14 protein-coding genes are annotated in these 13,496 nt (G+C 66.8%); 2 read left to right on the top strand and 12 right to left on the bottom strand.

The window, feature by feature from the left end; all coding sequences use genetic code 11:
• Positions 1 to 57: 57 nt before the first annotated feature.
• Positions 58 to 393, top strand: coding sequence for a phage holin family protein (locus AC1RHV_RS11385; RefSeq protein WP_006389784.1), 336 nt, complete (start codon positions 58 to 60; stop codon positions 391 to 393).
• Positions 393 to 1,241, top strand: coding sequence for a methylenetetrahydrofolate reductase [NAD(P)H] (metF, locus tag AC1RHV_RS11380; protein WP_119450159.1), 849 nt, complete (start codon positions 393 to 395; stop codon positions 1,239 to 1,241). Before AC1RHV_RS11385 ends, metF begins: the two co-directional genes overlap by 1 nt.
• Positions 1,242 to 1,309: 68 nt before the next feature.
• Here metF and AC1RHV_RS11375 read toward each other — a convergent pair whose 3' ends face one another.
• From AC1RHV_RS11375 to AC1RHV_RS11320, 12 genes are all read right to left on the bottom strand, one after another.
• Positions 1,310 to 2,284, bottom strand: coding sequence for a Bug family tripartite tricarboxylate transporter substrate binding protein (locus AC1RHV_RS11375; protein ID WP_125471149.1), 975 nt, complete (start codon positions 2,282 to 2,284; stop codon positions 1,310 to 1,312).
• A gap of 25 nt (positions 2,285 to 2,309) precedes the next feature.
• Complete coding sequence (locus tag AC1RHV_RS11370) at positions 2,310 to 3,467, bottom strand: CaiB/BaiF CoA transferase family protein (protein ID WP_492300846.1); 1,158 nt, start codon at positions 3,465 to 3,467, stop codon at positions 2,310 to 2,312.
• Positions 3,468 to 3,469: 2 nt separating this feature from the next.
• Positions 3,470 to 4,324: an HpcH/HpaI aldolase/citrate lyase family protein gene (locus tag AC1RHV_RS11365; RefSeq protein WP_492300844.1), complete on the bottom strand. Its 855-nt coding sequence runs from the start codon at positions 4,322 to 4,324 to the stop codon at positions 3,470 to 3,472.
• Positions 4,325 to 4,350: 26 nt separating this feature from the next.
• On the bottom strand, positions 4,351 to 4,803 hold the full coding sequence (locus tag AC1RHV_RS11360) for a MaoC family dehydratase (protein ID WP_042796041.1): 453 nt from the start codon (positions 4,801 to 4,803) through the stop codon (positions 4,351 to 4,353).
• Between the two features lie 301 nt (positions 4,804 to 5,104).
• The gene (locus tag AC1RHV_RS11355) at positions 5,105 to 5,872 is read right to left on the bottom strand and encodes an IclR family transcriptional regulator (protein ID WP_054456990.1); all 768 of its coding nucleotides are present in this window, start codon (positions 5,870 to 5,872) and stop codon (positions 5,105 to 5,107) included.
• Positions 5,873 to 5,929: 57 nt separating this feature from the next.
• Positions 5,930 to 6,928 (bottom strand): tripartite tricarboxylate transporter substrate-binding protein, encoded by a 999-nt coding sequence (locus tag AC1RHV_RS11350; protein WP_125471146.1) that lies wholly within the window; start codon positions 6,926 to 6,928, stop codon positions 5,930 to 5,932.
• 131 nt (positions 6,929 to 7,059) lie between these two features.
• Positions 7,060 to 7,731 carry a DUF3800 domain-containing protein gene (locus AC1RHV_RS11345; RefSeq protein WP_306650627.1) on the bottom strand — a complete coding sequence of 224 codons (672 nt, stop codon included), beginning with the start codon at positions 7,729 to 7,731 and terminating at the stop codon, positions 7,060 to 7,062.
• A 469-nt stretch (positions 7,732 to 8,200) separates the two neighbouring features.
• The gene (locus AC1RHV_RS11340) at positions 8,201 to 9,064 is read right to left on the bottom strand and encodes a proteasome-type protease (RefSeq protein WP_492300842.1); all 864 of its coding nucleotides are present in this window, start codon (positions 9,062 to 9,064) and stop codon (positions 8,201 to 8,203) included.
• Between the two features lie 55 nt (positions 9,065 to 9,119).
• Complete coding sequence (locus AC1RHV_RS11335) at positions 9,120 to 9,923, bottom strand: transglutaminase family protein (RefSeq protein WP_054456981.1); 804 nt, start codon at positions 9,921 to 9,923, stop codon at positions 9,120 to 9,122.
• Positions 9,924 to 9,936: 13 nt separating this feature from the next.
• The gene (locus AC1RHV_RS11330; RefSeq protein ID WP_054456979.1) at positions 9,937 to 10,908 is read right to left on the bottom strand and encodes an alpha-E domain-containing protein; all 972 of its coding nucleotides are present in this window, start codon (positions 10,906 to 10,908) and stop codon (positions 9,937 to 9,939) included.
• A gap of 2 nt (positions 10,909 to 10,910) precedes the next feature.
• Entirely contained in the window at positions 10,911 to 12,344 is a 1,434-nt protein-coding gene (locus AC1RHV_RS11325) for a circularly permuted type 2 ATP-grasp protein (RefSeq protein WP_119450165.1), read from the bottom strand.
• A gap of 420 nt (positions 12,345 to 12,764) precedes the next feature.
• Positions 12,765 to 13,439 carry a 5-formyltetrahydrofolate cyclo-ligase gene (locus AC1RHV_RS11320; RefSeq protein ID WP_054456975.1) on the bottom strand — a complete coding sequence of 225 codons (675 nt, stop codon included), beginning with the start codon at positions 13,437 to 13,439 and terminating at the stop codon, positions 12,765 to 12,767.
• Positions 13,440 to 13,496 lie beyond the last annotated feature (57 nt).

Raw genomic sequence — 13,496 nt, 5'->3', positions numbered from 1 at the left:
CCTGTCGCGTACGTATCGCCGCGGCAGGGCCGGCGGGCTCACAACAGGAGATCGAACATGGCATTGATACTCGTCTGGATCCTGAACGCGGTGGCCCTGCTGGCCGTGGCCTACCTGCTGCCCGGCATCACCGTGGCCAGCTTCGGATCGGCGCTCATCGCCGCGCTGGTGCTGGGCCTGGTGAACATGCTGGTCAAACCGGTGCTGGTGCTGCTGACACTGCCCATCACGATCGTCACTCTCGGTCTCTTCCTCATCGTCATCAACGCCTTGTTGTTCTGGTTCGTCGGCTCCGTGCTGAAGGGCTTCCAGGTCAACGGGTTCTGGTGGGCCGTGGGCGGTGCGATCCTGTACAGCATCATCTCTGGCCTGCTCACGAAGCTGATCCCCTAATGTCTGACTCGACTACTCCCGCTTTCAGTCTGGAATTCTTCCCTCCGCGCGACCTGGCCGGCCAGGAGCGGCTGGTGCGCGCGGCCAAGCAGATGCTGGCCATCCAGCCCAAGTACGTCAGCGTGACCTTCGGCGCGGGCGGCTCCACCCGCGCCGGCACGGCGGATGCCGTGCGCACGCTGCGCAACCTGGGCTGCGAGGCGGCGCCGCACCTGTCGTGCGTCGGCGCCACGCGCCAGGATCTGCGGGACATCCTCCAGGCCTACAAGAACGAGGGCGTGCGGCGCGTGGTGGCCCTGCGCGGCGACCTGCCCTCGGGCATGGGCGGCGATGCGGGCGAACTGCGCTACGCCAACGAGCTGGTGTCGTTCATCCGCGAGGAAACGGGCGACTGGTTCCACATCGAAGTGGCGGCCTATCCCGAAATGCATCCCCAGGCGGCCAATCCCTCCGCCGACCTGAACCATTTCGTGAACAAGGTGAAAGCCGGCGCCGACGCCGCGATCACGCAGTACTTCTTCAACGCCGACGCCTACTTCGACTTCGTCGACCGGGCCCAGGCCAAGGGTGTGAACGTGCCCATCGTGCCGGGCATCATGCCCATCACGAACCACACGCAGCTGCTGCGCTTCTCGGAAATGTGCGGCGCGGAAGTGCCGCGCTGGATCCGCCTGCGCCTGGCCGAGTTCGGCGACGACAAGGCCTCCATCCGCGCCTTTGGCGTGGACGTGGTGACCGAACTGTGCCAGACGTTGCTGGACAACGGCGCGCCGGGCCTGCATTTCTACACCTTGAACCACGCGGAAGCGCCGCTGGCGGTGTGGAAGGAGCTAGCGGTGCAGGCGTAACAGGCTGCACCCGCCATAAAGGCCAAGCCCACCCGCGAGGGTGGGCTTTTCTTTGGGCAGCCCGCTGCTTACTCGGGTTGGATTCCCGCCTGCCGGATCTGCTGACCCCAGGCGTCGTACTGGCCGCGCACGAATTGCTGCAAGGGATCACCCGTGGCCAGGTCGGGCTCCATGCCCATGGCGCGCAGTTTTTCCTGGATCGCAGGCTCGCGCATCGTGGCCGTCAGTTGCTCGGACCACCACTTCGCCGCCTCGGGCGCGAGGCCGCCGGGGCCGGCCACGCCGATCCAGCCGGTCAGGTCCAGGCTGCCCATGCCAAGTTCCTGGGCGGTGGGAACGGAGGGCAGGATGGTCGAGCGCTTGTTGGAAACCAGGGCCACGGCGTTCAGGTTCTTGGCGCGGATCTGCGGCAGCACGGCCCCCAGGTCGGCCGCCACGAAATCGATGCGCCCGCCCAGCAGATCGGTGATGGCTGCCGGTTGGCCCTTATAGGGCACGGCCAGCACCTCGGCGCCCGCTGCGCGGCTGAACGCCGCCGCGACCACCTGGCCCGTGCCCGAGCCATAGCCGCTGGTCACCGAATTCGGCTTTTCCTTGGCTGCCGCCACCAGTTGGCGCGCGTCGCCATGCTGGCCGGCGGCGCGCGTGACGATGACCACGTCGAAGCGCACCACACGCCCGACCTGGGTGAAGTCCTTCATGGCGTCATAGCGCTGGAAGGCCTTGGACAGGTAGGGGCCGGACGAGCTGGTGGCGCTGGAACTCGGCATCATGGTGTAGCCGTCGGGCGCGGCCCGCGCCACCGTGTCCACGCCCAGCACGCCCAGCGCGCCGGGCTTGTTCTCGACGATGATCTGCGCGCCGGTACGGGCGCGGATATCGTCCACCACCACGCGCGAGACGTTGTCGATGGTGCTACCGGCAGGAAAGCCGACCACGAAATGGATGGGCTTGTCCGCCTGCGGATAGCCGGGGGCTGCGCCTGTCAGGGACGGCAGGCACAGCGCGGCGGCGATCAGGGCGGATCGGATGTTGTTTTTCATGTCTGTCTCCTCGTGCTTTGGAACCTTAGGACGTCCGGCCGGCCTGGGCTTCCGCCAGGATCTCGACTGTGTGTTCGCCCAGGCCGGGCGGATGCCGCCGGATCTCTGCCGGCGTGCGGCTGAAGCGGACGGGCAGGCCCGCCTGGATCAGGCGCCCTTCGGTGGGGTGCTCGGATTCATGCCAGAAGCCGGTGGCCCGCAAGTGCGGGTCGGCCAGCAGTTCCTCGAAGCCGTTGACCGGAGCATAGGGGATGTCGGCGGTCGCCAGCAGTTCGATCCATTGCGCGGTGGTGCGCTTGCCCAGCACGCCTTCGACGTAGCTGTACAGCTCGGGAAAATGCTTGCTGCGGCTGTTGAGCGTCAAGTAGCGCGGGTCCTGCGCCATCTCGGGGTTGCCGGCCAGCGCAAAGAAGCGCTGCCATTGCGGCGTGGTGTAAGGCACCACGCTCATGTAGCCGTCCTGCGTGCGGAACGGGCGGCGGTACTCATTGAGCAGGCGCGTATAGCCCGCCGGCCCTTCGGGCGGCACGAAGGTCAGCCCCGCCAGATGTTCCGGCGCCAGGAAGGCCACCATGCATTCGAACATCGGCACTTCCACGGCCTGGCCGCCCGCGCCGCGCTCGCGCGCCAACAGGGCGCTGGTGACGGCGTTGGCCACGTACAGCGCCACCACCTTGTCGGCGACCACGGAATTGACATAGCGCGGCGCCTGCTCGCCCGCGCCGCCCTGCAGCCAGGCCATGCCCGACGCGGCCTGGATGGTGTCGTCGATGGCGGCGCGTCCCGCGTAAGGGCCTTGCTCCGAATAGCCATAGCAGGCGCAATAGACCAGTTCGGGAAAACGGGGCTGCAGCGTCGCGTAATCCAGGCCCAGGCGGCGCATCGCCGGGGCGCGCATGTTGGAGATGAAGACGTCGGCGCCGCCGATCAACGCGTCCAGTTGCGCACGGCCTTCGGGGGTCTTGGCATCGATCACCGCGCTGCGCTTATTGCGGTTCAGGTTCAGATGGGTATGGCTCATGGCGGCATGGCGCTGGGGGGTGACGTGACGGAACACGTCGCCCTCGGCGGATTCCACCTTGATGACGTCGGCGCCCATGTCGCCCAGCATCTGGGTGGCCATGGGCCCCATGCCGACGCTGGTCATGTCGACGACGCGTATGCCGTGCAGTGGTCCGGGCATGTTCAGTCCTCCCCCAGCAGGCGGCGCGCCAGGCGCAAGTGCGGGCGGTCGATCATCTTGCCGTCCAGCCGCAAGGTGCCCGCGCCCGGGTTGGCGGCGAAGGCGGCAATGACCGCGCGGGCCCATTGCAATTGGCCGTCGTCCGGGCTCAGCGCCGCGTTGACCGCGGCTACGTGGCGCGGATGGATGGCCATCTTGCCGACGAAGCCGTCGCGAAAGGCTTCGCCGGCCTCGGCTGCCAGAACCTCGGGCGCGTCCAGGTCGACGCAGACCGTGTCGATGGCGCGCACGCCGGCCGCGGCGGCCGACATCAGGCACAGCGAGCGCGCCAGACGGAAGGGCTCCGTGTAGCGGCCCGCCTCGCGGTTGCGCAGCGCGCCGACGTCGGCGGCCAGGTCTTCCGCACCCCAGGACAGCCCCCACAGCCGCGGCGTGGCGTCGCGGTAGTCGTGCAGGCTGAACAGGGACTGCGCGGTCTCGGTGACGATGGCGAGGATGCGTGTGACGCCAGGGGCCGTGCCGGCCGTGGCCTCGAAGGCGTCAAGATAGTGCGACAGGTGCAGGAGACCATCGCGGCCGGCGCACTTGGGCAGCACGATGCCGTAGGGGGCGGCGGGCATCACGGCGGCCAGATCGGCCAGGGCGTCGCCGCCGTCCAGCGCGTTGATGCGCACCCAAAGTTGCTTGCCTGCCGTGCCGCGTTCCAGCATGGCGCGGACTTCCTTGCGTGCAGCAGGCTTCTGGTCCGGGGCGACGGAGTCTTCCAGGTCCAGGATCAGGGCATCGGCGGCGCTGGCGGCCGCGTGATCGAACTTGCGCCCGGAATCGCCGGGCACGAACAGCAGGGAGCGGGTCATCGTGATCCTCCTGGGCGGCGGCAAACTCAGGCCGGACGCTTGCGCATCAAGGCCGAACGCTTGCACGTGGCCACGACTTCGTCGCGATGATTCAGCGCGGTGTGCTCGAACTCGACGATGCCCGCGTTGGGCCGGGATTTGCTTTCGCGCACCGACAGCACGCGGGTGCGCACGTGCAGGGTGTCGCCCGCGAAAACCGGCTTGGGGAAGTTCACGTCGGTCATGCCCAGATTGGCCACGGTGGTGCCCAGGGTGGTGTCGTTGACCGTCATGCCGATCAGCAGGCCCAGCGTGAACAGGCTGTTGACCAGGGGCTTGCCGAACTCCGTCTGCGCGGCGAAATGCGCGTCCAGATGCAGCGGCTGCACGTTCATCGTCAGGGAACTGAACAGCACGTTGTCCATTTCGGTCAGGGTGCGGGTCCAGGCGTGCTCGAACGCCTGTCCGGGCGAAAACTGTTCGTAATAAAGGCCAGCCATGTTCTTTCCTTCATGTAGAGAGCGCCGGGGTATTGGCCCGGAATTCGAGCGGCCGCTACCGGTAATCCCGATCCGCGTTCTTACTCTTGAACAAAAGTTTATATTCATGAACGAAGGCGAGCAATGGTTTTGGCTAGTCGTAAACCCGCAGGAGCCTGCGCAGCCGCGGAGGACGCAGGCGCGCGCCGCCAGCGCGGGTGACGCGGCGGAAAGCAGGAAGGGGAGGTAAAGGCGCGGCCGCCAGGCGCCTCTCGGGGCAGCCAGGCGGCCGGAGCGGCGGAAGCCCTTTTAGGGGCTGGCCTTAGTAGGCAGTCACGGCGGGCGCCGGGCTGTCCAGGCGTTGCGTGAGTTCGCGGCCGGCGGCAAGCAAGGTCTGGCCGATGAGGTCGGCGCGGGAGGCGGAACGGTCCAGCGGAGCGCCCACGACCAGCGCCAGCACGGCGCCGTACAACACCAGCGGCGCGGCAACCGACAGGGTATCGGCCTGATGCTCCGCCAGATTGACGTGCCAGCCGCGCCGGGCTTCGGAATCGATCAGCTGCAGCAGTTGCTTGTGGGTCTTGACCGTCTTGCTGGTATAGCGGTCCAGGGGCAGGCGCGCGACCAGCGCCTCGCGTTCGGCAGGCGGCATGGCGCCCAGCAGGGCACGCCCGGAGGCCGATGCATGCAGCGGTTTTTGCTGGCCGACCCTGGCCGTGAAGCGCACGATGCGTTCGGGCTCGGCCACGTCCAGGTAGACCACCTGGTCGCCCGACCGTTGCGCCAGGATCAGGGTCTCGTCCAATTCGTCGCGCAGCGCCTCCAGCGTGGGCCGGATGCGTGTGGTCAGCTGGTCATGCTCGGCCACAGTGCGGGCCTCGTTCAGCCAGCGGCGGGTGAGGTAATAACGGCCCGCAGTCTGATGCGCGTAGCCGTCGCCTTCCAGCGTGTCCAGCAAGGCCAGGCAGCTGGACTTGGGGATGCCCAGTCCGGCCGAAAGCTGCGACAGCGTGGCCGGCGCCCGCGTCGCGGCGAAGAATTGCAGGATGTCCAGGACGCGCCTGGCGCTTTTTACGTCGTTCGTACTCATGCACGCGAATATATATTCATGAACGGGCAGCAGCAACCGCCGCCGCCCGCCGCGCCATCAGTCGGCGTACACCCCCGCCTTGCGGATGATGCCGCCCCATTTGTCGACCTCGGATTGCAGCCAGGTCTGCAGGCCTTGCGGCGTCTGCTTGGATTCCGGCACGATCTCGGCGCCCAGTTCCGCCATCTTCTGCGTGAAGGCAGGATCCTTCAGCGCGGCGCGCAGGGCCTCGTTGAACTTCGCGACGGCTTCTGGCGGCGTGCCCTTGGGCGCGTAGACGCCATGCCACACCTTGACCTCGAAGCCCTTCAGGCCGTTCTCCTGCAGGGTCGGCGCATCAGGCAGCGTCTTGATGCGCTCCAGCGTGGTGACGCCGTACAGCTTCACGCGGTCGGCCTTGATCTGCGGAATGGTCTGGGTGGTCTGATCGCACAGCACGTCCACCTGGCCGCCCAGCAGCGCGGTCATCGCCGGCGCCGTGCCGGCATAGGGCACGGTGGTGAACTGCACGCCCAGCGATTCCTGCAGCAGCATGCCGCAGAGCTGCGACACCGCGCCCAGGCCGGCGTTGGCCAGGTTGATCTTGTTGCCGTTTTCCTTGGCGTACTTGATGAAGTCCTTCATGCCGTCCGCGGGCAGGTCCTTGCGGCCCAGCAGCGTCATGGGCACGTCGGCCACCTGGCCGACATAGGCGAAGTCCGTCAGCGGGTTGAACGACAGCTTGCGGTACAGCGCCGGCGCGGTGGCCATGCCGTTGTGGTGGATCAGGAAGGTGTAGCCGTCGGGCGCGGCGCGCGCCACGTGCTGGGACGCCAGCGTGCCGCCCGCACCGGTGCGGTTCTCGATGATGATGCTTTGGCCCAGCGTCTTGGACATGGACGCGCCCAGGCTGCGCGCCACGACATCGGTCGGCCCGCCCGCCGCGAACGGCACGACCAGCGAAATGGGATGGTTGGGATAGGCGCCTTGCGCGCCGGCGGCGCCGGAAACCAGGCAGGACAGGGCCAGCACGGGCCATGCTGCACGCTTGAGGGCGCGCGCGTAGATAGGGGGCATGTCTCGCTCCTTGTGGTGTTGTCGGGGCCCCCAAGGCAAAGCATGACGGCCGGACACCAGTGTGGCGCGACAGCGCCCGGATGAGAATTCGCGGTTCCGCAAGCCGGGTTTCGGCTGCTGGAAAGGAGGGTTTACGCGGAAGGCGATATGAGCGGGGGATTTTCCTGCTCTTCCTGCGAACCGAGTCCGCTGCACGGGAGGGCCGCGGCTTGCACGCGGTCATGAAAGTAACGGTGAAAAATCTCCCAGTCCCGGTACTGCGCGGACGCCACCTGGAAGGCGCACAGCCGGCCCACCAAGCTGCAGATCCAGTCAGCACATTGAAGGGTCTGGAACAGGTGGCTCTCACCTTGAATCAGCGGCTCGACCAGCGTTCTGCATCGGTCGGTGGCATCTTCGAACATCGCCAGCGTGCAGGCTTCGACATTCATTTCGCGCCATCGGCTGCCCGCCTGTTGCTCGTCGATCAAAAGCATGAAGGTGGCCTGCCTTGCCGAGAAAAAGCGATCCGCGCGCCGGACTATGCGTAGCAATTGCTGCTTGAAGATCTCCGCGGGTTGATGCGATGCCGCGTCTGTTGTCTTTTGCTCGCCGCTGTAAATCACGTGTCCGCCAATCTGTCTGATCCGGTTCAGCAAACGCCCCGTTGCGGTCCGCAACTGCTGGTACTTTTCAACATTCCGGACGGTATAGAGTTGCGCGCCCTTCTTTTCCCAGCGGTACGCAGGTTGGTCTTGCCGTTCCAGTTCGAACTTCAATAGATGGCATTTCAGTTTGTAGAAGTAGATGGCGAATTCGCGCACGGATTCAACAGGCAGGACCACCCCCCGAAGCCGAACACCGGGCTTGTCCGGTGCTTGTCGTGATCACGAGAGACGAATGGGCCAATGTGGCCGAACTCGTCCAGATACATGACGTAATGCATGACGTAACCCTTTGTCCGACACGTGGCTTGCATACGAATCGAAGCAGTGTAGGGCGCGGGAGACGGCTGGCTTTCCTTCAGTGAATGGAAAGATCGCACCCAAATTCAAAATGGCAACGATTCATGCCGCACAAAAACACGAAAGCCCGCAGCAATGAATTGCGCGGGCCTCGGAAGGTGGGCATATGGCGTGCATATACGTTGAAGAAACTGTAAAGCAGATTCCGGTCGTGCTGCAAGGGATCAAGGCGTCCGGAACACATAAATGCGCGCGGAAGCCTGCGGTATCAGACGGAGTCCCGGGTTCTGGCCTGGGAGGCTTGGCATGTTCCTGCCGGAAACCGCCCCTAGTTCGCCTGATCCTTCCCCGGATCTTCCGCCAGCACCTGCGGCGCCGGATAGTTCGACTCGGGCGCATCCACCGGCTCCGCGCGCAGCGGCTGGTGCACGCGGCTGGGAGGCACCAGCGAATCGGGCGAGTCGGGATTGGTCCACAGCGGGTCCGGGATCTCGGCGAAGACCTGGCGCAGGCGTTCGCCCCAGGTGCCGCGGATCATGCGGAAGTACTCGTTGTGCTCGTCGATGCTGGCGAAATGCGTGACGCGCAGCGAGTGCGTGTCGTAGACCAGCAGGTCCAGCGGCAGGCCCACCGAGATATTGGAGCGCAGCGTGGAGTCCATGGAGATCAGGGCGCACTTGGCCGCTTCGTCCAGCGAGGTGTCGGGACGCAGCACGCGGTCCAGGATGGGCTTGCCGTATTTGGCTTCGCCGATCTGGAAGTACGGGCATTCCTGGCCGGCTTCGATGAAGTTGCCGGCCGAATACACCTGGAACAGGCGGCAGCGTTCGGCGCCGATCTGGCCGCCGAAGATCAGGTTGACGTTGAAGTCCACGCCCTGCTCGCGCAGGGCCGGGGCTTCGTGGTGATAGACGCTGCGCACCGCCGCGCCGACGCGGCGGGTGGCCTCGAACATGTCGGGCGCGTTCCAGACGGTTTCGCCGCCTTCGTCGTGCTGGCGCGCCAGCGCGTTCAGCACCGCCTGGCTGACCGCCAGGTTGCCCGAACTCATCAGCACCATGACGCGGTCGCCCGGGCGCTCGAACACGGTCATTTTGCGGAAGACGCTGATCTGGTCGACTCCGGCGTTGGTGCGGGAGTCGGCCAGGAATACCAGGCCGGAATCAAGGCGGGCTGCGACGCAGTAGGTCATGATCAGAATTAGGGAAAACCACGCCGCATTGTATTGCGGCGCGGCTGGCGGGATGTTACTGCTGGGCGCTGGTCTGGACCTGCACGCTGACCTCCATGGATTCCTGGCCGCCGCCGCTGCGCACGCCGCGCACCGGCGAAGCCGAGTCGTAGTCCCGCGCCACCGCCAGCCGGCAATGGCAGTCCGAGGCGAATTGGCGGTTGGTGATGTCCACGCTGGTCCAGCCCACGTCGGGCAGCCAGACGTCGGCCCAGGCGTGGCTGGCGGCGTGTTCGGCGGTGGTGTACAGGTAGCCGCTGACGTAGCGCGCGGGCACGCCCAGGCCGCGCACGCAGGCCAGGAAGAGGTGGGCATGGTCCTGGCAGACGCCGTGGCCCATGGCCAGCACCTGGTTGGCGGCGGTGGTGACATCGGTGGTGCCGGGCTCGTAGGCGACGCGGTCGCTGACCGCGGTGGCCAGGGCCAGCACGTCGTCCGGCGTATGCAGACCGCCCGGCAGCGCGTCGCGCACGAAGGCCATGACGGTGTCGTCGGCCTGGGTCAGCGGCGTCTGCACGCAATAGGCGTGCACCGGCAGGCGGCTGTCCTCGCTGCCCAGCAGGCCGCGTTCCAGCGGCGCCACCAGCACCTGCCCGACCACGCGCAACTCGATGTCGGTGTGCGGCTGGTTGAGCGTCAGCGTGTGCGTGATGTTGCCGTAGGCATCCACCTGCTTGTCCAGTTCGCCGGGGGCTTCGATATGCCAGCGCAGCACGCGCTGGTGCTCGTCGTCGCGCGGGGTCAGGCGCAAGGTCTGGATGCTGTAGGTGACCGGGGCGGTGTAGCGGTAGTGAGTGACGTGGGTGATGATCTGTTTCATTCCGGTCTCCGGTCTAGGCCGACAGCGGCACCAGGAAATCCTGGCTGATCCGGTTGCCCAGATCGTTGATGCGGTCGAGGAAGTGCTCCAGGTATTGATGCAGGCCGCTGTCCAGGATGTCCTCGACGCGACCGTATTGCAGTTCCGCGCACAGCATGCCGGCGCGCCTCTCGGTTTCGGTCGAGCGTTGGTTGGAGACACGCGCCAGGTCGTCGGCCACTGCGCGCATCGAGGCCAGCAGCGAGCGCGGCATGTCGCCGTGCAGGATCAGCAGCTCGGCCACGCGGTCGGGGGTGATGACGTCGCGATATACCTTGCGGTAAATCTCCAGGCCGGACACCGAGCTGAGCAGCGCCGACCAGCGGTAGAACTCGCTTTGCAGCGCCGCCGCGCCGGCGCCCTCGGTTCGGCCATCGTGGCCGTTGGACCCGCGTTCATGGAACTTCACGTCCAGCATGCGCGCGGTGTTGTCGGCGCGTTCCAGGTGCATGCCGATGCGCAGGAAGTACAGGGCCTCGTCCTCCAGCATGGTGCCGATGGTGACGCCGCGCGCCAGGTGCGAACGGAACTTGACCCATTCGAAGAACTCGCCCGGGTTGCGTTCCAGCAAGCCCGTGTGCAGGTGCTTGAGCAGTTCCAGCCAGGTGGTGTTGTAGGTTTCCCAGACCTCGGTGGTGAGGCTGCCGCGCACGGCGCGCGCGTTCTCGCGGGCGGCGCGCATGCAGGAATAGATGGACGAGGGGTTCTCGGGATCGCGCACCATGTACTGCAGCACGTCGTGCGGCGAGATGGAGGCGTACTTGCTCTGGTACAAGCCTTGCAGCTCGGAGATGCGCAGCACGCCCAGCCACGAGCCTTCGCGCCGCTGCGCGTCCTGCGGCAGCAGCGACATCTGCAGGTTCACGTCCAGCATGCGGGCGGTGTTTTCGGCGCGTTCGGTGTAGCGGCACATCCAGAACAGATTGTCGGCGGTTCGGCTCAGCATGTTCAGTCCTCCTCCAGCACCCAGGTGTCCTTGGTGCCGCCGCCCTGGCTGCTGTTGACCACCAGCGAGCCCTCGGTCAGCGCCACGCGGCACAGGCCGCCCGGCACGGTGCGGATGTCCTTGCCGCACAGCACGTAGGGGCGCAGGTCCACATGGCGCGGCGCCACGCCCGATTCCACGTAGGTCGGCACGGTGGACAGCGCCAGCGTGGGCTGCGCGATGTAATTGGCGGGGTTGGCGCGCACGCGGTCCTTGAAGGCCTCGACCTCGGCGCGCGAGGCAGACGGCCCCACCAGCATGCCGTAGCCGCCCGAGCCATGGACTTCCTTCACCACCAGTTCGTGCATGTGGGCCAGCACGTGCGACAGCTCGTCGGGCCGGTTGCAGCGCCAGGTGGGGACGTTGGACAGTATCGGCTCCTCGCCCAGATAGAAGCGGATCATGTCGGGCACGTACAGATAGGTGGACTTGTCGTCGGCGATCCCGGTGCCGATGGCGTTGGCCAGCGTCACGCGGCCGGCGCGGTACACCGACAGCAGGCCGGGCACGCCCAGCGCGGAGTCGGCGCGGAATGACAGCGGATCGAGGAAGTCGTCGTCCAGGCGGCGGTAGATCACGTCGACCTTGCGCGGCCCCTGCGTGGTGCGCATGTAGACGGTGTTCTGTTCGACGAACAGGTCCTGGCCTTCGACGAGTTCCACGCCCATCTGCTGCGCCAGGAAGGCGTGTTCGAAGTAGGCCGAGTTGTACATGCCGGGCGTCAGCACCACCACGGTGGGATCGTCGCCGCCATGCGGCGCGACTTCGCGCAGGTTGTCCAGCAGCAGGTCCGGGTAGTGCGCCACCGGTTCCACCTTGATGCGGCTGAAGGCGTCGGGCATCAGCCGCATCGACATCTTGCGGTTCTCCAGCATGTAGGACACGCCGGATGGCACCCGCAGATTGTCTTCCAGCACATAGAACTCGCCCGCGCCGGCGCGCACGATATCCACCCCGGCGATGTGGCAGTAGATGTCCTCGGCCACGTCCACGTCCTGCATCTCGGGACGGTATTGGGCGTTCAGGAACACCTGCTCGGCGGGCACCACGTCCGCGCGCACGATGTCGTGCCCGTGATAGATGTCGTGGATGAACATATTGAGCGCGCGCACCCGCTGCTTCAGGCCGGCTTCCAGCAAACGCCATTCGGCGGCGGGGATGACGCGCGGGATCAGGTCGAAGGGGATCAGGCGTTCGGTGCCGGCCGCGTCGCCCGCCACCGAAAACGTGATGCCGACCCGGCGAAAGCTCAGGTCTGCTTCCAGGCGGCGCGCGGCCATGGCCTGCGCGGACTGCTCGTCATGCCAGCGCTCGAAAGCCTGGTAGTGGGAGCGTATGCCGCCGGCGCTGTCGCGCATTTCGTCATAGGCGGCGGGACGGGATGATCTGTCCTTCATGGCTCCTCCGGTACAGGTGCCGGCAGCCGGCTCGCGCGCGGCCGCCGTCCGGCCGATATCCGGCCGGTTGCAATGGATTAAGCAACCCGCATGCCAGCCTGGCTGGCGCGCGCGGGGGGCGCCCCTGAGAACCAATATCCTCCGAAGGGCGTTGCGGCGCCATCGCCGCGGCGGCTGAGGCCAGGGGATGGCGTGGGCGCCAGGCGCGGATTGGCCGGGGCTGGCGGGTGGATCGGGGTCAGCGGGGCTGGCGCGGAAATGCTTGGCCAGGGGAACGGGTGGGGCGGCGCTGCCGAAGAAAGCGCCCGGAAGTGCGCGGGCGCTGCGTGCTGCGGCCGGGGTCTGGGCTAGGCCCGGCAGCAGTCCCTATGATAGGTCGTGCACCGTATTGGTGCAAACTGGTGGAGCAGAACTGGTGCGTCAGTTCATGCGGAAGCTGTGCAGCGTGGTGCCGCTGGTGCCGCCTTGTTCCAGCGGCGCCTGGGGCACCCAGCCGTCCTGGGTCAGTACCGCGTCCAGCGGGAAGTCGTGGGCGGCGGGTTCATAACCGGCGTCCAGCTCGCCGCAGCTCCAGGCGATGCCGATGGCGATGAACGGGTGGCCGCGGTCGCGCAGCGCGGCCAGGGTGCGGTCGTAATAGCCGCCGCCATAGCCCAGGCGGTCGCCCTGTTCGGTGTAGCCCAGGGTGGGGACCAGCACCACGTCGGGCAGCAGTTCGGCGCCGGCGACGGGTTCCTGGATGCCGTAGGGGCCGGCACGCAATTCGGCATCCGGCGTCCAGGGCAGGAAGGCCAGCGGGGCATTGCGTTCGCGCACCACGGGCAGGGCCACGGTCACGCCGTTTTCGACCCATTGTTCTAGCAGCGGGCGCAGGTCCGGTTCGTCGGCCATGGGCCAGAAGGCGGCCACGGTAGCGGGCGCGGGGCGGCCCGCGCGCACGGCCTCATCGCGCGCCACATTCAGCCAGGTGAACAGGCGCGCGCGCATGAGCAGGCCGCCGCGGCTACGCTGGTCTTCCGGCAGTTCGGCGCGCAGTTTCCGCAATCGCGCGCGTAGCGGTACTGCGGTATCCTCTGGAGTATTTTGCGTAGTCATGCGGTGGCTGTAAGAGGGATGGACAAATGATGGCGAATGTGCGGACGCATGCGGACG

It is taken from the genome of Achromobacter sp. GW823-FHT04E03, assembly GCF_058796095.1.
The sequence above is the reverse complement of the archived record's forward strand: the minus strand, read 5'-3'. Positions and strand labels throughout refer to the sequence as shown.